This is a genomic window from Acinetobacter sp. GG2 (assembly GCF_000292385.1).
Classification (GTDB): domain Bacteria; phylum Pseudomonadota; class Gammaproteobacteria; order Pseudomonadales; family Moraxellaceae; genus Acinetobacter; species Acinetobacter seifertii.
On record NZ_ALOW01000038.1, the window covers coordinates 245,908 to 270,069 of the forward strand.

Genomic DNA, 24,162 nt, shown 5'->3' on the forward strand with positions numbered 1-24,162 from the left:
ACAGGCTAACTCGTAGCATTAAGATGGTTTATTACTGAGTTTCAGCAAACGTGCATCCGGGCCATCTTCAATTACCCAAATTGAACCGTCTTGTGCTTCATGTAAACCACGAATACGTTGCTTAATCTCTAATCTTTGTATTTCTTTTACAGGTTTATGCTCTAAATCTACAACCACAATCGCTTTGGAAGATAACCCACCAATTAAGGCTTTATTTTGCCATGCAGGAAATTGTTGGCCTCGATAAATGATTAGGCTCGACGGTGAAATGACAGGTGTCCAATCAATCTTAGGTGCTTTAAATTCAGGGCGAGTATGGTGGTCTGGAATAGGCTCACCCGAGTAGTGGTCACCATTTGAGACAATTGGATAACCATAATTTTCACCTTTGGTAATAATATTAAGCTCATCACCACCTTTAGGCCCCATTTCAACCACCCAGAGTTGTCCTTTGCGGTCAAAAGCCATACCTAAGGGGTTACGGTGTCCAAGTGACCATATTTCCGCAGTAACCCCACCTTGTTTATAAAAAGGATTACCTACGGCTGCTGAACCATCCTCATTTAAACGCAAGACTTTGCCCAAATTACTCTTCATGTCTTGGGCAGGATCAAACTTTTGGCGCTCACCTGAACTGACCCAAAGCTTACCATCTGCATCAAAGAGCATACGATGTCCATAATGGCCTTGTCCTGAGACTTTAGGCACCTGCTGCCAAATCTGTTTCACCTCTATAAGTTTTGGCTGATTAGGGTTAGATAAGTCTAATTTCGCACGTGAAATCACTGCACCAGATCCGCCTTGCCCTTTAGCTGCATAACTGAGATATATCCAATGATTTTTGGCAAAGTCAGGATGTAAAATAACATCGCCCAAACCACCCTGTCCGCCATAGTTCACTGCTGGAACACCTTGAACATCTAACATTTGTTTATTTTGGGGGTTAAAAAGTTTTAACTTACCTTGTCGCTCAGTGACTAATAAACGATGGTCTGGCAAACTGATAATCGCCCAAGGTTCATTAAAATGTGCGACTGTCTCGACCTGATAAATTTGTTTGGCAGCACTAGTTTGCTCTGTTTTTGCAGTTGTATTTTGTTCTGGATTTTTTGAGTTGGTATTTTTAGAACCACAAGCCATTAACAAGAAAAAGCTACTACATAATAAGGGGGCTGCTAGTCGTTTCATCATTTTTATCTCCTTCGCTTTTATTTTTATATAACGGAGATGGTTAAAAACTTTACGATTAAAATGTTACTTTATTATACGCTGTAATTAAAAATGTCCATTGGGAGCGTATTAACGCACCCAACGTACCACATAATCTTCAAGATCATCTTCATGTACATCAGTTTCAGGAATACAACGCCCTGCAACAGACTTTTTCGCCTTAACTACGCTTTGTCTCGTACCCGTATTTAAATAATGCCAAGAAGGTAAATTTTTACCCTCATTCAAACGTTTATATGCACAACTTGAAGGTAACCAGTGAATTGTTTTTAAGCTTTCTGGCGTCAACTGTAAACAGTCAGGCACTTGCTGCTGACGATTTGAATAGTCTGAGCAACGCCCTGTACCACAATCAAGCAATTTACACGCTACCTTGGTGTAAGCAACCTCATGAGTATCTTCATCTTCTAGCTTGACCAAGCAGCATAAACCACACCCATCGCACAAAGCTTCCCACTCAGCCTGAGTAAGCTGCTCTAGCGTGTAATTTTTCCAAAATAATGGACGAAGTGAGGTCTCGGTAGACATAGGTTTTAACAGCTGTATACATAAAGCAAAGTCAGATTATAGCATTGAAGGCAGTGTGCTTAAGGAAAGAAACTGTATTTTTAGCATCACAAAATGATTGTTTAATATACATTTCAACCACATAAACGACACATTCCGTGCAAAAAAGCCACTATATAGTAAAAACACAATGAAAAATAAGGAGGACAACATTATGTTCCGTTGGGCAATAATTTTTGCAGTGATTGCACTCATTGCCAGTCTATTAGGGTTTGGTGGTGTTGCAGGGTTATCTAAAGACTTTGCCGTGATTTTATTGGTTGTGGCTGTAATTCTCGCAGTTATTGGTTTTATTTCGCGAGGCCGAACCTAATTCAATCATGACTACATAAAAAGAAGGAACTTGTTTCCTTCTTTTTTATTGCCTAAATGTTTCTATCTTTTTCTTTTGACGTAGATTTTTACATAGTTATTAATATGAATTTTAATTTTTTATGCTTTAATCAAGCGTGTTTAAACCAAGTTTAATTTCAGGATTAATGTCATGAGTACAGCAATTAAAACCCGTGAAATTCAATATACTGCACCAGACGGCAGCCATTTAATTGGTTATTTTGCAGCTCCAGAAAGTGAAACACCTGTACCAGGTATTATTATTGGTCCTGAATGGTGGGGCCGTAATGAATATACTGAACAACGCGCACGTGAACTTGCTGAACACGGCTATGCGGCTCTTGCGATTGACATGTATGGCGATAAAAAAGTCACATCAACCGCAGCTCAAGCATATGAATGGATGATGCAGACATTTGAAGAGTTAGACACGGTAACTGATCGTGCCAATGCAGCACTTCAGACACTTGCTGCACAACCAGAAGTAAATAGTGAAAAACTGGCTGCAATTGGCTTTTGCTATGGTGGTAAAGTTGTATTAGACCTTGCGCGCTCAGGTGCACCACTTAAAGCAGTTGTGACATTCCATGCTACATTAGCACCGAAAGCACCTGCTCAAAAAGGCAACATTCAAGGTGAGGTTTTAGTTCTACATGGTGAACAAGACAGCATGGTCACCTTAGAAGATGTTGCTAATTTTGAAAAAGAGATGCAAGCTGCTGAAGTTAAACATGAGGTAGTGGTTTTAAAAGGTGCTAAACATGGCTTTAGTAACCCGCTTGCAGATGAAAAAGCGAAAGCGAATGGTGTAGACCTTGGCTACAACAGCGAAGCGGAGAAACAAGGCCTTGCTAAAATGTACGCTTTGTTAGAACGTACTTTAAAATAAAAGAAGCAAATTTGGAGCAAATGTTTTTTGCATTTGCTCCCTTAAATGTTTATGACTTTGCAATATTTTTACTGTATTTTTTAAACCATACTTCAATAACTATACTCCCGTTGAGCTAGAGCAAAGCCTAGTCTTATTTCCCGCACTCGGGGTTTAATGGAATAACATGAGAGGATACAACAATGGCTGACAAGAAATGTCCGTATTGCGAATTTGATGAATATGACATCATTGATAAGAATGAATTTGCTGTAATTTTACCTGACCCAAATCCGTTGTCTAAAGGCCACTGTGTAGTGACTCCACTGCGCCATGTAAGCTCGTTTTTTGACATTACCTCTAAAGAGCATGAAAGCTTACTTACACTTCTTGAAATTGCCCGCCACGAAACCCAGCTTCGTCATCAGCCTGCTGGTTTTCATATCGGCTTTAATGATGGTGAAGTGTTTGGCCAAAGCTCTGACCATTTCCACATTCATGTCATTCCATACTACAAAAACCAACCGTTGAAACTTGATCAACGTTGGGGAGTAAAAGAGGATTAATTCTCTTTATGCTTGAAGCAGAGACCACTTATTTTCAAGTGATCTCTGTTTTAACAGGCTCGTTCTGGTTGCTTGCTTTAAACAAAACTTCTCTCCAATTTCAGCTATAATTTAGCCCTTACTTTTCTTCTATAGCTGTTCATGCCTGAATTTTCTTTTTCTGATGCCCTCTTAAACTGGTTCGATCAACATGGTCGTCACGATTTGCCTTGGCAAGTTGCAGATGATCCATACAAGGTTTGGGTTTCTGAAATTATGCTACAGCAGACTCAGGTAAAAACAGTTCTGCAATATTTTGACCGCTTCATGGAGCGCTTTCCAACGGTAGAAGCTTTAGGTCATGCAACTTGGGATGATGTCGCTCCTTATTGGGCTGGCCTTGGCTATTACGCTCGTGCTCGCAATTTGCATAAAGCCGCTGGCCTTGTAGCACAACAAGGTAAATTTCCTGAAACCCTAGAAGAATGGATTGCTCTACCCGGCATTGGACGCTCTACAGCAGGCGCACTTATGTCTTTAGGTTTGCGTCAGTACGGTGTGATTATGGACGGCAATGTGAAACGTGTTCTAGCGCGTTTCTTCGCTATTGAAGATGACTTAAGTAAGCCGCAGCATGAACGTGAAATGTGGAAACTCGCTGAAGAGCTTTGTCCTACGCATCGTAATCATGACTATACTCAAGCCATAATGGACTTAGGTGCAACTATCTGTACGCCTAAAAAACCGCTGTGTTTATATTGCCCAATGCAAACTCATTGTCAGGCCTACCAACAAGGTTTAGAACAAGAACTACCTTTTAAAAAACCCAAAAAAACTCCGCCTGTTAAAACGGCAGACGTTCTTATTATTCAGTGTGAAGATGAATGGTTCTGGCAACAGCGCCAAGCCCATGGTCTATGGGGCGGTTTATTCTGTTTACCTATTTTAGAAAATGAACATGAACGACTGAGCATAAGCCAGCAATTTAAATTACAGCCTCAAGCACAAACTTTTCAGATTAGTCATAGCTTCACTCATTTCACATGGCTACTTAATGCTCACACGTTCCACGTGGAACCTGATCAAAAAGAACATCTGGCGATTGAACTTAAAGGCCAATGGTTGACTCCAGAACAAGCAATTTCCAAAGGTGTACCAACTGCAATGAAAAAATTGATCTCGACTAGCCGTTCATGACATAGTGGTCAAAATAATTTTGATATAACTATGACAGGGAGTATTTCGTGCGACGTTTTGTTTCTCATCTCTCACTTGGTTTTCTCATTATTCTATTGGCAGCTTGTGCCAGTGCACCTAAAAGACCTACACCACTTTCCCCCACTCAAGTCAGTAAGCTCAAAAGTATGCAGCTTCCAAATCGACTACCTGTACCTGTAAAAGGTGTCGATCGAGATGAACTAAAAGACACTTGGGGAGCTGCTCGTAGTCAAGGCCGTAGCCATGAAGGAATTGATATTTTGGCTCCACGTGGAACCAAAGTGTATAGCACAACCGAAGGACTCGTTGCTGATCTTCGTAATAATAACCTCGGAGGCAAAGTCATCTGGATTTTAGGTCCAGCAGGAACATGGCATTATTATGCTCATCTTGACGGTCATAAACGTGGCCTAAATGTAGGTGACTATGTCAAAAAAGGCGATTTAATTGGATATGTCGGCAACACGGGCAATGCACGTTATACTTCACCTCATCTCCACTATGGTCTTTATCTAGATGGTAAAGGACGTGGTGCCGTTAACCCTTATTCATATTTACGCTAGGAACATTTTATGTCGGAAGCGCTGATCAATCGCTTAGTAGAGTTTGCCGAGTCGGGCAACCAGCAAAAGATCATTTTAAATGGCAATAGCTATCAAGGCTGGATCATGGAAATCAGTGATGATGCCCTGCTAATCAGTACCGGTTTTTCAGATAAAGTAGGCAAAGACTTTTGGCTAAAGTTTGAAGACTTAACTCAAGCTGAACTGTATTATTGGGATACTCGCCCAAATGAATGGGTGTTATTTAAACTTTAAAATTCTAAGATAAATATAAGGAGCATTATCATGAAAACTCAACGTTGCGGATGGTGTTCCGACGATCCCCTATATATTGCCTATCATGATGAAGAATGGGGTAAGCCAGAACACGACGAAGCACGGTTATTTGAAATGCTTTGCCTCGAAGGTCAGCAAGCTGGCTTATCATGGATTACCGTACTAAAAAAAAGAGAAAGCTACCGTCAGCATTTTTTTAATCATCCGATTGCAGAAATTGCTTCATTCACAGATGATTTTTTAGAACTAAAATTATCCGATGCAGGCTTAATTCGTCACTTGGGTAAACTCAAAGCTATTCGTGATAATGCGATTGCTTGGCAAGCACTAAAAGCACAAATTGGTGATGTACCGACATGGCTTTGGCAGTTTGTAGATGCGGCTCCACAAAACAATGATGTTGCAGACTACCGTCAGGCTCCTGCACAGACTGAACTCAGTGTAAAACTTTCCAAGACCCTTAAAAAGAATGGTTTTAAATTTGTCGGTCCAACCACTTGCTATGCGTTTATGCAGGCTGTAGGTATGGTCGATGATCATGAAAACGATTGTCAATTTAAAGCTTCATAACCCACCAGAACGGTTCAAATCCGCTTAAGGAGTTTCCGATGAGCAACAATACGATTCAGGCCTATGCTGCAATGCAAGCAGGTGAAAAACTAGTTCCTTACCAATTTGACGCAGGTGAATTACAGCCGCATCAGGTTGAAGTAAAAGTTGAATACTGTGGTTTATGTCATTCTGATATTTCAGTTCTGAATAATGAATGGCGCTCGACTGTCTACCCTGTGGTTGCAGGTCATGAAATTATTGGAAGAATTGTAGCTTTGGGTTCAGAAGCCAAAGGTCTACAAATCGGGCAACGTGTCGGTATCGGCTGGACAGCTGAAAGTTGCCAATCGTGTGATGAATGTATTGGTGGTCAGCAAGTACTTTGTACGGGCAAAAATGTTGCAACAATCGTCGGGCATGCTGGTGGTTTTGCCGATAAAGTTCGTGCTGGCTGGCAATGGGCTATTCCCCTCCCTGAAGATTTAGACCCAGAAAGTGCAGGTCCTCTACTTTGTGGCGGAATTACCGTTTTTGATCCACTCCTCAAACACAAGATTCAGGCAACCCATCATGTGGGTGTGATTGGCATTGGCGGTTTAGGTCATATGGCGATTAAGCTCCTTAAAGGTTGGGGGTGTGAAATCACGGCATTTAGTTCTAACCCAGACAAAACAGAAGAGCTTAAAGCAATGGGAGCCGACCATGTCGTCAATAGCCGCGATACCAACGCAGTAAAAGCTCAAAAAGGTAAATTCGATTTATTGCTGAGTACCGTGAATGTGACTCTAAATTGGTCTGCTTTTATTGCAACACTGGCACCAAACGGAACCTTACATTTCTTAGGTCTTACGCTTGAGCCTGTTCCTGTTTCTGTTGGCTCTCTTATTGGTGGTGCTAAGTCAGTGACTGGTTCACCTACAGGCTCACCTGCTGCACTACGTCAGCTTTTAAAGTTTGCTGCACGCAAAAAAATTGCGCCTCAAATTGAGCTGTTTCCAATGTCACAGCTCAATGAAGCAATTGAACGTCTACACTCAGGTCAAGCACGTTACCGAATTGTGCTTAAAGCAGACTTCGCAGAATAAAACTAACTTACGGTTTTCATCTGTTGTCGTGACCAGTTCGCCAAGTGTTTAATCGCTTGGCGGACATCTACTGTTAACTCATGACCTGCATTTAATCGAATAAAATGCCGATAGCGTTCATCCTCACCAAAAACATGTCCGGGAACTACGGTAATTCCGTGAGATTTTGCAGTGTAATAGAGCGCCAAACTATCTACAGTTTTAGGTAACTGTATCCATAAGGCATAACCCCCCTTCTGGTTGGCTCAGTGCAATTGGAACACCTTCAAAGGCATTTAAAATACAACTACGATACTCCTCGACTTGCCGCATCAAATTCGGTCTTAACTGCTCTAAGTGCTCCCTGTAAGCACGACTATAAATAAAATCAGCTAGGCCTAATTGTAGCGGTGTATTAACCCCAATATTACTGGCTACCAGCTCAAGCCTTAAATGCTGTAGCTTCGCGCTTAAACAGAACCACCCTACGCGATATGCACTCGATAATGACTTAGAAACCGATCCACACCAAATTACATAGCCTTCACGGTCCCAATAGCGAATAGGTAATGGTCGCTCATCACTGTAGCCACACTCTCCATAAATATCATCTTCGATAATAAAGCACTGATACTTTGCTGCTAATTCGGCAATCTTTTGTTTTTCTGCATTACTTAAACAGTATCCCAATGGGTTCTGATAGTTGGCTGTCATTAAGCAAACTTTAGCTAAACCCTGCTTCATAAATGATTCTAAGCGCTCAAGATCGATACCACGATGATGCGCTGGAATTTCAATAATCTGTCGTTTTAAACTGGCTATAAGCTGTAGTTGTCCATTAAAAGTAGGCGTCGGAATTAAAATACTATCGCCTACTTCTGTTAGATGTTGAATTACCAAAGATAAAGCAGGCATGCAGCCATTGGTAATAAAAATATCTTCTGCCGCGATAAAAATCCCATCTTCACGCCAATGATCAGATAGTGCTTTTCTTAACTGCTCATGACCCTGTTTATTACAATAAAGAAAATCTTGGGGCTGACAATTTTTTAAAGCGCGTTGAATAGAGCGGCGTAAACCCTCAACAGGAATAAAATGAGGTGTCAACTGAATAGAGCCTAATGGTACAAGATGACTTTGTAAGGCAGCCTCCTGAATTTGGTTATGTAACTCCAGATTGGAGACTTGTCGCGGCAAAGATAAGAAATCTGGACTATCTGGAATAGGACTAGATTGGGTACGAGCAACCACAAAATAACCTGACTTTGGCTTTACATAAATAAGCCCCCTCGCCTCAAGTAACTCATAACAACTTTTTGCTGTACTTAAACTAATGCTGTGCTGACGGGCAAAATCTCGTAAGGAAATAAGTTTCTGATGAGGTTTAAGCTCATCTTGGTAAATACGATGTGCTAATTGATTGGCAAGAACCTGATATTGAAAAGTCATTCTGTGCTGCTTTTTTAAAAATTTCTGTATCTGTACTGCTTTATAGAACACCTTTAGGCTATAGAAATCAACTCCAAGAGTAGTAAGATAATGAAATTAAAAGCTATATTATTGTTTACCATTATTTTGACAGGTTGCCAGTCACAACCCAAAACTGAACAGCACAGACATACGGTTTGCCAGAGTTTAATTGAAGGTTATTTAAAAATGACCAACCAACAAGACTACAAACTAGAGCAGCGCACTGATGATAAAGCCAATACAATTTCTCATTATCAATACAAACGTAATAACTCAAACGAAGTTGTCATGGTAAATTCGGTTTATTCAAACTTATATTTTAGTTGTCGAGAACAGCAACAAAGCTATTTCTTATCTCAACATTCATCACAAGGACAAACGACTCCTATTTTAGAAGTTCATTTTCCAAGTGATGCTTATGGTAAGTTTAGAGACAGGTTTTAAAACCATCTTTTAATTGATCTGCCAAAAACTCAATGAATAAACGGATTCGTTTTGGTAGATGCTCTTGTTGATAATAGACAGCATGGATGCTTTGATATTGATGTTCTATTTGATCTTCAAATAACGCGGTCAATCGTCCCTCTTGAATATCTTTCCAAATTTCAAATTCAGATAGCCGTGCAATACCATGTCCTCTAACCGTAAGCTGACGCACAGTCTCACCACTTGAAGCTTTAATGTGTGCTTGTGCGAAAAAATATTCATCTCCGACTTTAATCGGCCAGTTATTAATATAATCAGGTCTGGTAAAACCAATCAAATCATGATGCTCAAGTTGTTCAGGTTGAGTCGGTGTACCTTTGATCGCCAAATATTCTGGACTTGCCACAATATATAAACGGCTCTTGCACACTAACTTGGCATGAAGACTCGAATCATTGAGTTCCCCAAATCGAAATGCCACATCGGTCTTATGTTGTAATAGATCAATCACCTGATCATTACTATTTATTTCGATTTCAATGTCGGGATAGCACTTACGAAACTTATGCATTAATGGTGCAATCACGTGCAAAACAAACGGCGTTGCAGAATCAATACGAATCAGTCCCGCGGTACCCTGATCAGACTTTTGCAAATCTTCTTCGGCAGCATTCAGCTCATTTAAAATTTTACGAGCCTTTATCAGAAACTGCTGCCCTTCTTGTGTGAGTTTCAACTTACGTGTTGTTCGCTCTAATAAAGTCACGCCTAACTTTGCTTCTAAACGTGTAAGAGAGCGACTCATTCCTGAAGGCGTTTGTTTTAAGTGTTCTGCTGCGGCTACAAAGGAACCTGTATCAACAATTGTGATAAAGGCAACCAGTTCTTCAATTGTTGATTTCATGACTTATTCTATTATTGACTAATCATCAAAGATATTTTGCTTATTCATCTATTTTTTCGCAACAATAATCCAAGCAAAATGCACCTCAAGTTAAACAATTATTTAAATTTAGGTGAACACATGAATATCCCACGTTTTGGTTTAGGAACTTATCGCCTTAAAGAACAAGCGGTGATTGATTCTGTTAAAACAGCTTTAGAAGTAGGTTACCGTGTAATTGATACAGCTCAAATCTATGAAAATGAAGCTGCGATTGGACAAACCATTGCTGAAAGTGGTGTAGCGCGTCAGGACTTATTTCTAACCACAAAAATCTGGGTAGATAATTTTGCGCAAGATAAGTTTATTCCGAGTTTAAAAGAGAGCTTACAAAAACTTCGTACTGACCATGTTGATCTTACTTTGATTCACTGGCCAGCACCGGACTTAGGGGTTTCTATTCCTGAAATTATGCAGCTTTTACTTGAAGCGAAACAACAAGGTCTTACCAAACAAATTGGTATTTCAAACTTCAATATTGAGCTTACTCAACAAGCCATTGACACAATCGGTTTAGAGCATATTGCAACCAACCAAATCGAGTTAAGCCCTTATCTTCAAAACTATAAACTTGTAAATTTCTTACAAGACAAGAACATAGATGTCACTTCCTACATGACACTGGCATATGGCAAAGTGCTTCAAGACCCTGTTTTAACTGAAATTGCAGCAGCGCATAAAGCAACGACAGCACAAATTGCACTTGCATGGGCATTGCAACGTGGTTTTGCAGTTATTCCATCTTCGACTAAACGTGAAAACCTGATTAGCAACTTAAAAGCACAGGATATCGAGTTAACTCCAGCTGAAATGCAAATGATTGCCGAACTTGATCGTAACAGTCGTGAAGTTAGCCCAGAGCCATGGGCACCAGTTTGGGACTAAACTCATGAACACTCAATCAAATACGGCGTTCTCGTTATTGGCATTGGCAATTGGTGCCTTTGCCATTGGCACCACGGAATTCTCACCAATGGGATTACTTCCGAATATCGCTCATGATTTAGGTATTTCAATTCCAACAGCCGGAATGTTAATTACGGGCTATGCACTTGGCGTCATGCTAGGTGCCCCGTTCATGACCCTGTGGTTTGGTGGTTTTGCACGACGTAATGCGCTTATCTTCCTGATGGCGATCTTTACGGTCGGGAACCTGCTTGCAGCATTTGCCCCAAGCTATATGAGTTTATTAGGTGCACGTCTCATTACTAGCCTTAACCACGGCGCCTTCTTTGGGATTGGTTCTGTTGTAGCAGCGAGTATTGTACCCGCACATAAACAAGCCAGTGCTGTCGCCACCATGTTTATGGGTTTAACCATTGCTAATATTGGTGGTGTACCGTTGGCAACATGGGTTGGACAAAATATTGGCTGGCGTATGTCTTTCCTTGCAATCTCATTGCTTGGTGTGATTACCATGCTCGCTTTATGGAAGGCACTGCCACAAGGTATGGTTGCCCAAAAACCAAATGTGAAAGCTGAGTTAAAAGTATTAACACGTACTCCTGTAGTACTGGCTCTACTCACCACAGTGCTTAGTGCGGGTGCAATGTTTACGCTATATACCTATATTGCGCCAAGTTTGACTGAGTTTACCCATGCTTCACCGACCTTCATTACGTTCATGTTGGTATTAATTGGTGTTGGTTTCTCAATTGGTAACCATTTAGGTGGTCGTTTTGCAGACTTGTCCATCAACAAAACTCTAATCGGTTTTTTCATTCTGTTGATTGTCATGATGGTGACTTTCCCAGTGCTTGCACAAAGTCAGGCTGGAGCAGCCATTGCCTTAGTAATCTGGGGTGCAGCAACCTTTGCTTTAGTACCGCCATTACAAATGCGTGTAATGTCAGTTGCTCATGAAGCACCAGGACTTGCCTCTTCTGTAAATATCGGTGCGTTTAATCTAGGTAACGCAGTCGGTGCGGCAGCAGGTGCGGTAGTACTCGATTTAGGTTTGGGTTATAACGCAGTATCATTTGCTGGTGCATTACTGGCTGGGTTAGGTTTGTTGTTAGTTTTATTTCAAATCAAACGCGAAAGCAGCTCTGCACAAAGTTTGCAGCAATGTTCCGACTAATAAAAAAAGCGCCTCATCTCAGGCGCTTTTTTATTGCTTATTATTTTAAAATATCGGGCAATTTAGGTTGCTCATAAATCGGGTTCATTACTTCCCGCTTCATTTTAAGCAGCATCTGATATGGTTGCTGCTGAACAAACATATTTACAAAGCTTAAAGGAATTGAACCTGCTGGGTCAGCATAACCACTCGTGGTTACTTTAACTTTGTTATTCGCTAGTTTCTGGAATGTCCATTCACCTTCATAACGAGTTAAACGAACCACATCGGGCTGAATCGGATAATTACTATTAATCGCTGTGTTCTTAATCGTAATAGTGCCATTAGCGGCTTTACTCATTTTCCCTTTCACCACAACATCGCGGTCTTTTAGCGGAAAAGGAAAATCCAACACCATATATAATGTAAATTCGCCCTTCTTCTCATCCTGAGAAAGCATTTCAACTTTACCCATATAAGGCACCCACTGCGCTGCGCGATTTACATCTAAAATCACCGCCACCGCACGCTCAATGGGTACATCAAATGTTGTTTCAGCTTTGTACTGAAAGACGGGGTTATCAGCCTTTTGATAGGTCCACACTTTAATATGATTACGGTCAAGGCTGAGTTTCGCCTTGTCTGTAGAGGCAGCCCCTGCATAGAGGCTGCTTAAGCAAAGAAGAGTGGTCAAAGCAATTTGTTTTTTATTCATGTTCTGCTCTATCTTGTTTTTCTCGCCATATGTAGGACGTGTACAGATGGCTTACACCTGTACCTCGTTCAACCCTAAAACATCTTTCATGTCGTATTTACGCGCTTCACGACCTACAACCCATGCAGCAGCTCGTACTGCACCTGCAGCAAAGTTCATACGGTTAGTGGCTTTGTGAGTGATTTCAACGCGCTCACCTTCACCAATAAACATAACAGTGTGTTCACCTACAATATCGCCACCACGGATGGTTTCAAAACCAATAGTTTGGCGGTCACGTGGACCGGTATGCCCTTCACGACCATAAACAGCAACTTCTTTTAAGTTACGGCCTAAAGTATCAGCAATCGCTTCACCCATCATTAATGCTGTACCAGATGGTGCATCTACTTTATGACGATGGTGAGCCTCAATCACTTCAATATCTACTGTATCGCCAAATACTTTTGCTGCAAGCTCAAGTAACTTGATTGATACATTTACGCCAACAGAGTAGTTCGCCGCATATACTACAGGTGTATGTGTTGCCGTTTCATCAAGCTCAGCTTTTTGTTCATCGGACATACCTGTTGTTCCAATCACCATGGCTACCCCAGCTTCACGGCATAGCTTTAAATGCTGAGCAGTTGCAACCGGTGCAGTAAAATCAATGATGACATCACAGTCTTTAAGAACTTCTGCCAAACTTCCTGAAACCTTTACCCCCACTGAGCCAATTCCTGCAAGTTCACCAGCATCAGTGCCGACCAAACTACTCTCTGGACGTTCTACTGCTGCAGCCAATTGATAACCTGCTTGTTGAACTGCCTGAATAAGTGTGCGACCCATACGGCCACCTGCGCCCAAAATACCAATGCGTGGAGCTGCTGACATAATCCTTCCCAATCTTGTGTTTTACGTAATTGGCTTACTATATCAAAACTCTTTGCTCACAATAAAAAGTAAAAAATATTTTTTAAGATGAACCGAAATTTAATCAGTTTTCACAAAAGTTAAAGAATTGATCTGCACACTACCGAGCCACGAATGAAAAAAAGATGACTATAAGGAGTTCAGCATGCATTCGAAAATTATGGGCTTAATAGCTGTTATGGGGATGATGAGTTCAATGGCATTTGCAGAGCCTGCAATCCAACCAGGGGACACACTAGAAAGCTTATCTAAAGCACGCATTACTACGAACGTAAATACGAAAGCGGCGATACCTACAGCTCAAACAAGCATAGCAAGCAATACCACTGCTGAAGTCAAAGTTGAAGATATTGACCCAATCATTGAAGAAAAAACTGCCGATGTAGAAACAGTAAAAGTAGCTGTAAAACCAGTAACTCAAGCTGCTGTAGTAGCTCCAGTTGCATCAAGCGAACTTATTGTAAGTGTTGACGACATCGATGTTGCTCACCCTACAGAGTAAGCAGACGTAATTTTCTTTTAAGCAGAATAAAAATAATAAGATGAATCAGCGCAATAAAAAGGCGGATATTTTATCAATATCCGCCTTCTTTTTAATTTACGATCTAATCAAGCATTAATCGAATAAACGATCAAAGAATGATTTTTTCTTTGGTGAAGAAGCACTGTCTTCACCATCGAAAGATGCTTGTAATTCTTTGAGTAATTCACGTTGACGAGACGTTAAGTTGACTGGTGTTTCTATGACGATACGGCAAAGTAAATCACCCACCATGCTGCTACGTACAGGGCGAACACCCTTGCCACGTAAACGGAATAATTTACCTGTTTGAGTTCCCTCAGGAATCTTCAAGCTAACGCGACCTTCTAAAGTCGGGATTTCAATTTCTTTACCAAGTGCAGCATCAGCAATGCTTACTGGTACGTCCATATATAAATCGGCGCCATCACGTTGGAAAATTTCGTGTTCACGAACAACCACTTCAACGTATAAGTCACCCGCTTGACCATCACGGATAGCCTCACCTTTACCACTTAAACGAACGCGGTCGCCATTGTCGACACCCGCTGGAATAGTAACTTCTAATGTTTGCTGGCGATCAGCTACGCCTGAACCATGACATGCATGGCATGGATTTTTAATAATTTTGCCTTGGCCACGACATGTGCCACAAGTTTGTTGTACAGAGAAGAAACCTTGCTGCATACGTACTTGTCCTGAACCATGACAAGTTTTACAGGTTTCTACATCTTTTGGATTTTGAGAACCTTTACCATCACACACATCACATGGTGCCGGAGCAGTAAAGGTAATTGTTTTCTTAACCCCTTTTACAGCTTCTTCAAGGGTAAGTTCCATGACATAGCGTAAGTCTGAACCGCGACGTTGGCGTTGCTGACGTCCGCCGCCACCAAACGCTCCACCAAAGATATCACCGAACTGGCTGAAAATATCTTCTGCACTAAAACCGCCAAAGCCACCACCAGCGCCACCAAAGCCGCCTTCAAATGCATTATGTCCCATACGGTCATACATGCTGCGCTTTTCGCTGTCGGATAAAATCTCATAAGCTTCAGAAGCTTCTTTAAACTTTTCTTCTGCTTCGGCATTGTCAGGGTTTCTGTCAGGATGATATTTCATCGCCAATTTACGATAGGCTTTTTTGATCTCATCATCACTTGCGGTTTTTGAAACGCCTAAAACCTCATAATAATCACGTTTAGCCATGTTTGGCGGTGCTCCTCACGGAAATTTTATCAATACTCTATTGCCGACTAAATGGGGGGCTTTAGCCGAATTTACAAGGGGAAAATGTTTAAAAAATAGATATATTAAAAAACTGCCTTATTTTTTAAATATTTAGACAAGCCTTTTAACCATGCATTTAATAAAAACAACCAAGCAATAGCACTAAAAACAACACCAGCAACTGTTGATGCCGTTACCCAAAGATTGCTGTTCCATGCAAAAAAGAAGAGAGGAATAAACCAAACAACAGCAAAAACTGACATGAAGAGGAATAGAATACCATTGCGCATAATCCAGAGCGCATGGGCATGAATCCAAACTTCAGCATTATCCACAACAGCTACTTTACGAGCGACCAGATAAGCAAAGGCCGCGAAAATAACCGTAAACAATGCAAGAAACATGAACGCATAAGAAATTACAATATAACGGCGATGCTGTTCGATATGGTCTTGCCCCATCTGTATTTCACCTCAATTCGCTGCACTATGCCTATTTTTTATGCAGCGAAGTAATCCTGTATTTTTTGTGTAAAGACAGGTGCTACTATATTGGAGTTTTCAATATTTCGCACCTTTATTCACAAAAAAATTATGTATTTTATGCGGTTTTTTTCACCTTAAACCACGCAGCATACAATGCAGGTAGGAAAAATAATGTCAGCATGGTCGCTACAATCAGTCCGCCCATAATTGCAACAGCCATTGGACCGAAGAAAATACTCCGCGAAAGTGGAATCATCGCTAACACAGCTGCTAAAGCTGTCAGAATAATTGGACGGAAACGACGTACTGTTGCATCAATAATCGCTTCCCATGTTGGATGCCCTGCTTGCCTATCTTGTTCAATCTGATCAATCAAAATGAGCGAGTTACGCATAATCATACCGGACAAGGCAATCGTTCCTAGCATGGCCACAAAACCAAATGGTTTATTAAACAGAAGTAAGAACAGAACAACACCGATTAAACCTAATGGCGCAGTCAAGAACACAATCGTTGCCCGAGACAGACTCTTAAGCTGAATCATCAGTAATGTCATCACAACCGCTAAAAACAGTGGCATACCCGCATTAACTGAACTTTGCCCACGTGCCGACTCTTCGACAGTTCCACCCACTTCAATCAGATAACCACTTGGTAATTCAGCGCGTAACTTGTCCATTGATTCGGCTAACTCGCCCACAACAGTCGCTGGCTGCAATTTGGTACGAATATCTGCACGCACAGTAATCGTTGGTAAACGGTTACGATGCCAGATCAGGCCATCCTCAAACTTATATTCAATTTTCGCAATCTGGGCTAACGGTACTGTCGTTCCATTGGCTGTTGGGACTGCTAAACTTGCCAGTGAAGCGACTTCAACACGCTCAGCTTGATCTCCACGTAAACGGATTTCAATGAGTTCACGCTTTTCACGATACTGTTCAATTGCACTGCCTGTAATTGAAGCGTTCAGGAAGTTCGCCAAGTCCACACTAGAGACACCCATTTGTCGAGCACGGTCTTGATCAATCTGAATTGCAATAATCTTACTTGGCTCACCCCAGTCCAAATGCACATTGGTGGTATTCGGGTTTTCACTAATGACCTTCGCAACCTGCTGAGCCTCTTTACGTACCAAATTGAGATCTTCACCTGACACACGATACTGCAATGGATAACCCACAGGTGGACCATTTTCTAGTAATGACACACGAGTACGAACTTGTGGAAGCAGCTGTTTAATTTGGGTTTCTAAAGAGCGACGAATTTCATCACGGTCATCAAGTGAGGTCGCTAAAACCACAAATTGTGCAAAACTAGCCTGTGGCAATTGCTGGTCTAACGGTAAATAAAAACGCGGTGAACCTGTACCCACATAAGCCACATAGTTATCAATACCTTTTTGTTTAGACAGAAACTGTTCAACCTTTTTCACCGCTTGTTCTGTAGCGGTTAATGAAGCCCCTTCTTCAAGTTTTAAATCGACTAAAATCTCGGTACGGTTTGAAGGTGGGAAAAATTGCTGAGGAACCATTTTAAACATCAGCACAGAGAGCACGAATATCCCGACTGTCGTTGCAATTACAGTTTTACGATAGGTCACGCAAAACTCGACCATTTTCCTAAAACGTAAATAGAAACTAGACTGATAAGGATCGTAATGATGGTCCTGTGAAATCTCGATAGTTTGTGCTTGCGGTTTTTTCGTTAATCTTGCCCATAAACGAACATACCAAGGTGCTTGATGTCCTGTCTTAGTAAAATCAGGCAGTAGTTTTTCACCCAAATAAGGCACAAATAAAACTGCGGCAACCCAAGACACCAATAAGGCAATGGTCACTACCTGAAAGATCGAACGCGTGTATTCACCTGTACTAGACTGTGCCGTAGCAATAGGTAAAAAGCCCGCTGCCGTAATGAGTGTCCCTGTCAGCATTGGAAATGCTGTGGTTTTCCACGCAAATCCAGCGGCCTTAATTCGGCTATAGCCCTGCTCCATCTTAATTGCCATCATCTCGACCGCAATAATCGCGTCATCGACCAGTAAGCCTAAAGCCAAAATCAGAGCACCCAGAGAAATCTTATGTAGTCCGACATCGAATACATTCATGCCGGCAAAAGTCATTGCTAAAACCAAAGGAATGGAAAAAGCGACCACTAAACCTGTACGGAAACCTAAAGAGAAAAAGCTCACTAACAAAACAATAATGACTGCTTCAGCAAGTACTTTCACAAACTCATGAATACTGCGTTGCACAGCTACTGGTTGATCAGACACCTTCTGCAGTTTCATACCTAAAGGTAGAGTCTTTTGCAGTTGGGCAAATTCCGTTTCCAGATTTTTACCCAAGGCAATAATGTCACCGCCCTTACGCATTGATACGGCAAGGCCAATACCATTTTCACCCATGAAACGCATACGAGGTTGAGCAGGTTGACTAAAACCGCGGTAAACATCAGCGACATCACCAAGTTGAATGGTTTTGTTGCCTACCAGTAAAGGCGTTTTCTTAATTTCATCAACGCTCTGTAAATGTCCACTTACCCGAATTTGAATACGATCCGTACCGGTTTCAAAGAAGCCAGCGCTTGCCATACTATTTTGCTTTTGTAAGGCTTCTTGAATTGCAGAGAGAGGAATACCGAGCTGAACTGCTTTAGTGTTTGAAATCTCAATCCAGATTTTTTGGTCTTGTAAGCCAACCAATTCGACTTTGCTAACATCCTTGACGCGTTGCAGCTGTAATTGCAAACGATCGGCATATTCTTTCAAAAGTGCATAGTCAAAGTCCTTGCCTGTCAGTACATAAATATTACCGAAAGTATCACCGAACTCATCATTGAAAAAAGGGCCTTGTACACCGCTTGGGAGTTCAGTGCGAATGTCATTGACCTTTTTACGAACGTTGTACCAAACATCAGGAATCTGTGCCGACTTCAATGAATCCTTGGCAAAGAAAGTAACCATAGACTCACCCGGGCGGGAGTAGGCCATAATCTTTTCATACTGCCCTGTGGTCATCAGTTCCTTTTCAATGCGATCAGTTACCAACGTTGAAACTTCTTTGGCAGTCGCTCCAGGCCAGTAGGTTTTGACGACCATCACTTTAAAGGTAAAAGGCGGATCTTCACTTTGTGATAGTTTTGAATAAGAGATTGCACCGATAATGCCAAGCAACAGCATGAAATAAAGGACAATGCCTTTATTATTCAGTGCCCATTCCGAGAGATTGAATTTCATGGCTTCGTTGCCCCCTGAATTTTCACCGCACGGTTTTCACGGTCAATCGGATGAATCTTCTGCTTATCGCGTAGCAAATGAACCCCACCAATCACAACCCAATCATTTGGTGTTAAACCAGTTAACACAGGCACACTATCTCTGCCATATGCCCCAACGGTTACAGGTACTTTACGTAAAGTTTGGTTGGCATTGACTACCCATACATAAGCTTGATTATCTGTAGCTGAAACACTCGAAAGAGGAACACTCATGACATTAGTTTGAGTCGAGCTAAAAAATACGCGAGCACTTTGTCCAAGCTGAATAGCAGATTGGCCTTCTTTGAGAGCTACCTTAACTGTAAAGGTACGAGACTGATCAGCCGCAGGAGAAACTTCGCGTACATATCCGGCAAATCGGTCATTCGGTTTCGACCACAAAGTAATCCAAGCCGCTTGACCAACTTTAATCTCGGCAACTGCTTGTTCAGGTACACCAATGACCACTTCACGCTCACCATCAATCGCCAATTGATAAGCTGCTTGACCTGCTGAAACGACTTGTCCAATTTCAATATTACGCGCTGTAATCACCCCGTTTTTATTAGAAATGAGTTGGTTATAACCAGTTTGGTTTGCAGAAACTTCATAGTTAGAGCGGGCTTGTTGTAACGCTGCTTGAGCCGCGTCGTACTGATTTTTGACCGTATCAAATTGTGAACGGCTTACTGCATTGACAGGTAATAATTGTTGAAAACGTTTAAGTTCATCTGATGCTGTTTTCGCTGCTGCCTGTGCATTTTGTAATTGAGCTTTGGCAGCATTTAATTGTAGCTGAGCATCTGCTACATCGAGCTTTGCTAATACTTGTCCAACTTTAACTCGGTCGCCGACATCGACATAGCGAGCCGTAACTTGTCCACCCACCCGAAATGCCAAGGCAGTTTGTTGTCGAGCCTGTACATCTCCTGCATAGCTTTTTAATTCGTTTAGTGTGGTCGAAGGCTGCGTCACCATCACATAGGGTATTTCTTCTGTTTTGGGAGCCTCTTTACTACACCCCATTAATGTGACCGTGCAAACAATCACCATACTCATGATGAGAGGTTTTAACAGATTCATATCTTATCGCTCTTATTCAAACTGGTTTTTTAAGGCACAATATGCTTGCATCATAGTTTGTTTGTTTTTTAATTAATATACCCATGGGTACATTAATTAAAGAAAAACTTATAAATATCTATTTTTTTAAACTTTTATTAGAGGGTTTTGTGCAAATAGTTAATCAAAGTGGTCGTCCTAAAGATCTGGAAAAGCGTGCTCGTATCTTACAAGCCGCTAAAGCTATTTTTTTAAAATCTGGTTATCACGGGACCAGCATGAACCAGATTGCACAGGAAGCCGGAGTTACTAAACTCACGGTTTATAACCACTTTCAAGACAAGGCAAACCTGTTTATCTGCGCGATTACCGAAACTTGCGAAGAGACTCTAGGCACTAAACCATTTGAATTAGATGCATCGGCAGATTTTTATCAAACACTGTATATGGTGTGTTCGCGTGCCTTGCAGATTATTTATTCACCTGAAGCATTAAAGCTTGAACATGTGTTATTTGAACTCGCAGCAGAACAGAGCCCTTTAGCTGAACAATTTTTCACGGCATCCCATACCCGACTTCAAAATCTGTTAGCCGCGTTCTTCCAAAAAGCAGCTGAGCTAGGTTTTATTCAGGCCGATGATCCCGTTTATCAAACAGAGCTTCTTTTAACTTTGTTGCTTGGTGTACGTCACCATAAAGTTCTACTTAGGATTATTGCTGTACCGAATGCGCAAGAGTTAGACCAGATTATTCAAGATGCAATTCATTTATTCCTGCTTAAATATCGGAATTAAACCAAAGTCCGATTGCCGAAAGTTGCACTGAGTGCATGTCATCTTTTAAGTCGCTATAAACGAATTAAATGTTATTTTTTAAGCAAAAATTCACATTTTCTTACGCTCAAAGCTTGGAATGTTTGTTAATCGCGCTATATTCGATAAGAATAAGAACAGGAGAAAAATAGCATGGTTCAGCAAATCGATGCGCCACTGCGTGAGGATGTCCGCTTACTTGGCAATTTGTTAGGTGAAACCCTAAAACAACATGCAGGACAGGAACTGTTTAATCAGATCGAGCAAATCCGTGCACTTGCTAAAGGTGCACGTGATGGTCAAGCTGAAGCCGAAAAGCAATTAGAACAATTATTTTTAGAACTGCCCGATGAAGAGCTATTACCTCTCACCCGCGCTTTTTCTCACTTCCTCAATTTTGCCAATATTGCCGAGCAATACCATGTCGTGCGTAGCCGCAGACAGGCAGAATTTGATTCGGAGGCTAATTCTCCAAATCCACTTGTTCACTTATTTCAAAAATTTAAAGACAAAAGTATTTCGACAGAAAAACTATTTCAGCAAATTTGTGATTTAAATATTGAACTGGTACTTACGGCGCACCCAACCGAAGTCAGCCGTCGTACCCTCATTCAAAAATATGACGATATCAACGCTTGTCTTTCACAGCTTGATCAGCAAAAGCTTACTCCACGTGAACGCCAAAACGCACTTGCGAACTTAAAACAGCAAATTAGTTCGGCTTGGCAAACAGATGAAATTCGTCAGCACCGCCCGACTCCTGTCGATGAGGCAAAATGGGGCTTTGCAACCATTGAGCAAACGCTTTGGAATGCCGTACCTAAATTCATTCGTGAATTGAATGAGTTGGTTCAAGACAATTGCCAACAAAACTTACCACTCAATATTGCGCCAGTGCGCTTTGCATCTTGGATGGGTGGAGACCGTGATGGTAACCCGAACGTTACTCATCAAATCACTCAAGAAGTGTTGTGGTTATCACGCTGGCAAGCTGCTGACCTTTACCTCAGAGATATTGAAAACTTACGTTGGGAACTTTCAATTCAGACGTGTTCCGAAGAAATGATTCAAACGATTGGTAGCCAACATGCAGAACCTTATCGTGAGTATTTACGTGCTACACGCGAACGCTTAAAAGCAACTCGCCACTGGTTAGCACAGCGTCTACAAGGTTTAGAAGCAGATGACAGCAATGTCATTAAAAGCAAAGATGAGCTGTTACAACCATTATTGCTGTGCTATCGCTCTTTAATTGACAGTAACCTTCCTGAAATTGCAAATGGTCAACTTCTCGACTTTATCTACCGTGTGAACTGTTTTGGTATTGAATTACTTAAACTTGATATTCGCCAAGAATCAGGTCGTCATCGCCAAGCCATTTCAGCCATTACCGAATATTTAGGTTTAGGTAATTTTGAGTCATGGACTGAGCAAGCACGCCAAAACTTCCTCATTCAGGAACTCCAAAGCAAACGCCCACTTCTACCGAAATATATTAATGAACCGGAAGGGAGTTTAATCGGCCACCCAGATGTCCAAGAAGTATTTGCAACCATGCGTACTTTGGCAGACCAACCGCCTGAGTCTTTAGGTGCCTATATTATTTCGATGGCTGAATATCCAAGTGATGTTTTGGCGGTATTGTTATTGCAAAAAGAAGCAGGTATTCAGCATCCTTTACGCGTGGTGCCTCTGTTTGAAACTCTAAAAGATTTAGATGGCGCTGCAACAACCATGAATACGCTGTTCAATATGCATTGGTATAAACAGCATATTCAGGGTAAACACGAAGTGATGATCGGTTACTCCGACTCCGCAAAAGATGCTGGCTTTATGTCTGCCAACTGGGCGCAATATCGTGCTCAAGAAGAACTGACTGCTATTGCTCGTACACACGGCGTACAGTTGACCCTATTCCACGGTCGTGGCGGCTCAATTAGCCGTGGTGGTGCCCCAACCCAACAGGCACTATTCTCACAACCACCAGGTTCAATCTCTGGCGCAATTCGTGTGACAGAACAAGGTGAAATGATCCGCTTCAAATTCGGTCTAGAAGGTATTGCAATGCAAAACCTTGAAATCTATACCGCAGCAACACTTGAAGCGACACTGTTGCCACCACCAGAGCCTAAAGCAGAATGGCGTGAACTCATGAACCGTATGACAGATCATTCTGTGAAGGTTTATCGTCAAACAGTTCGTGAAAATCCACATTTTGTGAAGTATTTACGTACTGTCACGCCTGAGCTTGAATTACAAATGTTGCCTCTAGGCTCGCGTCCAGCAAAACGTAAAGTGAGTGGCGGCATCGAGTCTTTACGAGCCATCCCATGGGTATTTGCATGGACTCAAATCCGTTTGATGTTACCTGCATGGTTAGGTACAGGTGCTGCCATTAATGAAGTAATTGCCGATCAGCAAAAAGCAACACTTGATGAAATGCTTCAGCAATGGCCTTATTTCCAAACGCTCATTGATATGTTGGAAATGGTATTGTCTAAAGCCGATGCCAACATTGCACTCTACTACGAATCTCATTTAACTGAAGATGAAGATTTAAAAGTACTCGGCAACCAGTTACGTCAGCGCCTAAAAGATGCTGTACAAACTTTATTAACCTTAAAAGATGAGTCAAAACTTCTTAGCAATAATGATGTTCTTGATCAATCTATGCAGGTTCGCAAACCATACTTACTTCCTTTGCATCTTTTACAGGCTGAACTCATGAAACGCCGCCGCGATTACCTAGCGGAGCGTCAGGCAGAGAATACCCCCGTTGACCATGCACTGATGGTCAGTATTGCGGGTATTGCTGCTGGTTTACGCAATACGGGTTAAGCTTTTTTACCAATCGTTTGACAAAGCAGCACATCACAGATGTGCTGCTTTTTACTTGCAAAGTTCCCCATTTTTCATAAATTTTCCCCGATTTTTTATTTTTTTAAAAATTTTTCTAAAATCATAAAATTAAGCTTTATTATAAAAAAATAACTAATTCCGCATATTTAGAATTATTAAAATTATACCAATCGTTAAAAAATAATTACTTTT

The 24,162-nt window shown here is 41.4% G+C and carries 23 protein-coding genes and 1 pseudogene; 14 read left to right on the forward strand and 10 right to left on the reverse strand.

Annotated elements, in window-relative coordinates:
- Positions 1–18 precede the first annotated feature (18 nt).
- Positions 19–1,188: a PQQ-dependent sugar dehydrogenase gene (locus B554_RS0114395; protein WP_193760138.1), complete on the reverse strand. Its 1,170-nt coding sequence runs from the start codon at positions 1,186–1,188 to the stop codon at positions 19–21.
- Between the two features lie 111 nt (positions 1,189–1,299).
- A complete protein-coding gene (locus B554_RS0114400; protein WP_019458604.1) occupies positions 1,300–1,758 on the reverse strand; it encodes a YcgN family cysteine cluster protein in 459 nt (152 codons plus the stop codon).
- A gap of 193 nt (positions 1,759–1,951) precedes the next feature.
- Between B554_RS0114400 and B554_RS0114405 the strand changes: the two genes are divergently transcribed.
- The 8 genes from B554_RS0114405 (at position 1,952) to ahr (ending at position 7,237) form a co-directional block, all read left to right on the forward strand.
- Positions 1,952–2,110 (forward strand): DUF1328 domain-containing protein, encoded by a 159-nt coding sequence (locus B554_RS0114405; RefSeq protein WP_002053759.1) that lies wholly within the window; start codon positions 1,952–1,954, stop codon positions 2,108–2,110.
- Between the two features lie 171 nt (positions 2,111–2,281).
- Positions 2,282–3,019, forward strand: coding sequence for a dienelactone hydrolase family protein (locus B554_RS0114410; protein ID WP_019458605.1), 738 nt, complete (start codon positions 2,282–2,284; stop codon positions 3,017–3,019).
- 182 nt (positions 3,020–3,201) lie between these two features.
- The gene (locus B554_RS0114415) at positions 3,202–3,564 is read left to right on the forward strand and encodes an HIT family protein (RefSeq protein WP_004704723.1); all 363 of its coding nucleotides are present in this window, start codon (positions 3,202–3,204) and stop codon (positions 3,562–3,564) included.
- Positions 3,565–3,705: 141 nt separating this feature from the next.
- Positions 3,706–4,740 carry an A/G-specific adenine glycosylase gene (gene mutY, locus B554_RS0114425; protein ID WP_019458606.1) on the forward strand — a complete coding sequence of 345 codons (1,035 nt, stop codon included), beginning with the start codon at positions 3,706–3,708 and terminating at the stop codon, positions 4,738–4,740.
- Between the two features lie 47 nt (positions 4,741–4,787).
- Positions 4,788–5,324 (forward strand): M23 family metallopeptidase, encoded by a 537-nt coding sequence (locus tag B554_RS0114430; RefSeq protein ID WP_019458607.1) that lies wholly within the window; start codon positions 4,788–4,790, stop codon positions 5,322–5,324.
- A 9-nt stretch (positions 5,325–5,333) separates the two neighbouring features.
- The gene (locus B554_RS0114435; RefSeq protein ID WP_001287364.1) at positions 5,334–5,579 is read left to right on the forward strand and encodes a hypothetical protein; all 246 of its coding nucleotides are present in this window, start codon (positions 5,334–5,336) and stop codon (positions 5,577–5,579) included.
- Positions 5,580–5,609: 30 nt separating this feature from the next.
- On the forward strand, positions 5,610–6,170 hold the full coding sequence (locus B554_RS0114440) for a DNA-3-methyladenine glycosylase I (RefSeq protein WP_019458608.1): 561 nt from the start codon (positions 5,610–5,612) through the stop codon (positions 6,168–6,170).
- 38 nt (positions 6,171–6,208) lie between these two features.
- Positions 6,209–7,237, forward strand: a complete 1,029-nt coding sequence (gene ahr / locus B554_RS0114445) for an NADPH-dependent aldehyde reductase Ahr (RefSeq protein ID WP_019458609.1) — start codon at positions 6,209–6,211, stop codon at positions 7,235–7,237.
- A 2-nt stretch (positions 7,238–7,239) separates the two neighbouring features.
- On the opposite strand, the pseudogene B554_RS0114450 reads toward ahr, so the two are convergent.
- Positions 7,240–8,665: pseudogene (locus B554_RS0114450) on the reverse strand (PLP-dependent aminotransferase family protein).
- Positions 8,666–8,755: 90 nt separating this feature from the next.
- Between B554_RS0114450 and B554_RS0114455 the strand changes: the two are divergent.
- A complete protein-coding gene (locus B554_RS0114455) occupies positions 8,756–9,130 on the forward strand; it encodes a hypothetical protein (protein ID WP_019458610.1) in 375 nt (124 codons plus the stop codon).
- Here the strand turns inward: B554_RS0114455 and B554_RS0114460 are convergent.
- Positions 9,114–10,016 (reverse strand): LysR family transcriptional regulator, encoded by a 903-nt coding sequence (locus B554_RS0114460; protein ID WP_004704708.1) that lies wholly within the window; start codon positions 10,014–10,016, stop codon positions 9,114–9,116. The genes B554_RS0114455 and B554_RS0114460 overlap by 17 nt on opposite strands.
- A 120-nt stretch (positions 10,017–10,136) precedes the next feature.
- Between B554_RS0114460 and dkgB the strand changes: the two genes are divergently transcribed.
- Both dkgB and B554_RS0114470 read left to right on the forward strand, forming a co-directional pair.
- Complete coding sequence (gene dkgB / locus B554_RS0114465) at positions 10,137–10,940, forward strand: 2,5-didehydrogluconate reductase DkgB (protein ID WP_019458611.1); 804 nt, start codon at positions 10,137–10,139, stop codon at positions 10,938–10,940.
- A gap of 4 nt (positions 10,941–10,944) precedes the next feature.
- Positions 10,945–12,135 (forward strand): MFS transporter, encoded by a 1,191-nt coding sequence (locus B554_RS0114470; protein ID WP_019458612.1) that lies wholly within the window; start codon positions 10,945–10,947, stop codon positions 12,133–12,135.
- Positions 12,136–12,175: 40 nt separating this feature from the next.
- Here B554_RS0114470 and B554_RS0114475 read toward each other — a convergent pair whose 3' ends face one another.
- Positions 12,176–12,829 carry an START domain-containing protein gene (locus B554_RS0114475; RefSeq protein ID WP_004704705.1) on the reverse strand — a complete coding sequence of 218 codons (654 nt, stop codon included), beginning with the start codon at positions 12,827–12,829 and terminating at the stop codon, positions 12,176–12,178.
- A gap of 51 nt (positions 12,830–12,880) precedes the next feature.
- Positions 12,881–13,702 carry a 4-hydroxy-tetrahydrodipicolinate reductase gene (dapB, locus tag B554_RS0114480; RefSeq protein WP_019458613.1) on the reverse strand — a complete coding sequence of 274 codons (822 nt, stop codon included), beginning with the start codon at positions 13,700–13,702 and terminating at the stop codon, positions 12,881–12,883.
- A 184-nt stretch (positions 13,703–13,886) separates the two neighbouring features.
- Here dapB and B554_RS0114485 point away from each other — a divergent pair, with 184 nt between their 5' ends.
- Positions 13,887–14,243, forward strand: a complete 357-nt coding sequence (locus B554_RS0114485) for a hypothetical protein (RefSeq protein ID WP_019458614.1) — start codon at positions 13,887–13,889, stop codon at positions 14,241–14,243.
- Between the two features lie 114 nt (positions 14,244–14,357).
- Here the strand turns inward: B554_RS0114485 and dnaJ are convergent, their stop codons facing one another.
- The 4 genes from dnaJ to B554_RS0114505 all read right to left on the reverse strand — a co-directional run bounded on the left by dnaJ (position 14,358) and on the right by B554_RS0114505 (position 20,320).
- The gene (gene dnaJ, locus B554_RS0114490; protein ID WP_004704700.1) at positions 14,358–15,470 is read right to left on the reverse strand and encodes a molecular chaperone DnaJ; all 1,113 of its coding nucleotides are present in this window, start codon (positions 15,468–15,470) and stop codon (positions 14,358–14,360) included.
- 104 nt (positions 15,471–15,574) lie between these two features.
- Positions 15,575–15,952 carry a hypothetical protein gene (locus B554_RS0114495; protein WP_004704698.1) on the reverse strand — a complete coding sequence of 126 codons (378 nt, stop codon included), beginning with the start codon at positions 15,950–15,952 and terminating at the stop codon, positions 15,575–15,577.
- Positions 15,953–16,091: 139 nt separating this feature from the next.
- A complete protein-coding gene (locus tag B554_RS0114500) occupies positions 16,092–19,217 on the reverse strand; it encodes an efflux RND transporter permease subunit (protein ID WP_019458615.1) in 3,126 nt (1,041 codons plus the stop codon).
- Positions 19,214–20,320, reverse strand: coding sequence for an efflux RND transporter periplasmic adaptor subunit (locus tag B554_RS0114505; RefSeq protein ID WP_019458616.1), 1,107 nt, complete (start codon positions 20,318–20,320; stop codon positions 19,214–19,216). The genes B554_RS0114500 and B554_RS0114505 overlap by 4 nt, the downstream gene beginning before the upstream one ends.
- 149 nt (positions 20,321–20,469) lie before the next feature.
- On the opposite strand from B554_RS0114505, the gene B554_RS0114510 reads away from it, so the two are divergent.
- Positions 20,470–21,093 (forward strand): TetR/AcrR family transcriptional regulator, encoded by a 624-nt coding sequence (locus tag B554_RS0114510; RefSeq protein ID WP_025465231.1) that lies wholly within the window; start codon positions 20,470–20,472, stop codon positions 21,091–21,093.
- A 171-nt stretch (positions 21,094–21,264) separates the two neighbouring features.
- Positions 21,265–23,949: a phosphoenolpyruvate carboxylase gene (gene ppc, locus B554_RS0114515; RefSeq protein WP_019458618.1), complete on the forward strand. Its 2,685-nt coding sequence runs from the start codon at positions 21,265–21,267 to the stop codon at positions 23,947–23,949.
- Positions 23,950–24,162: the final 213 nt, after the last annotated feature.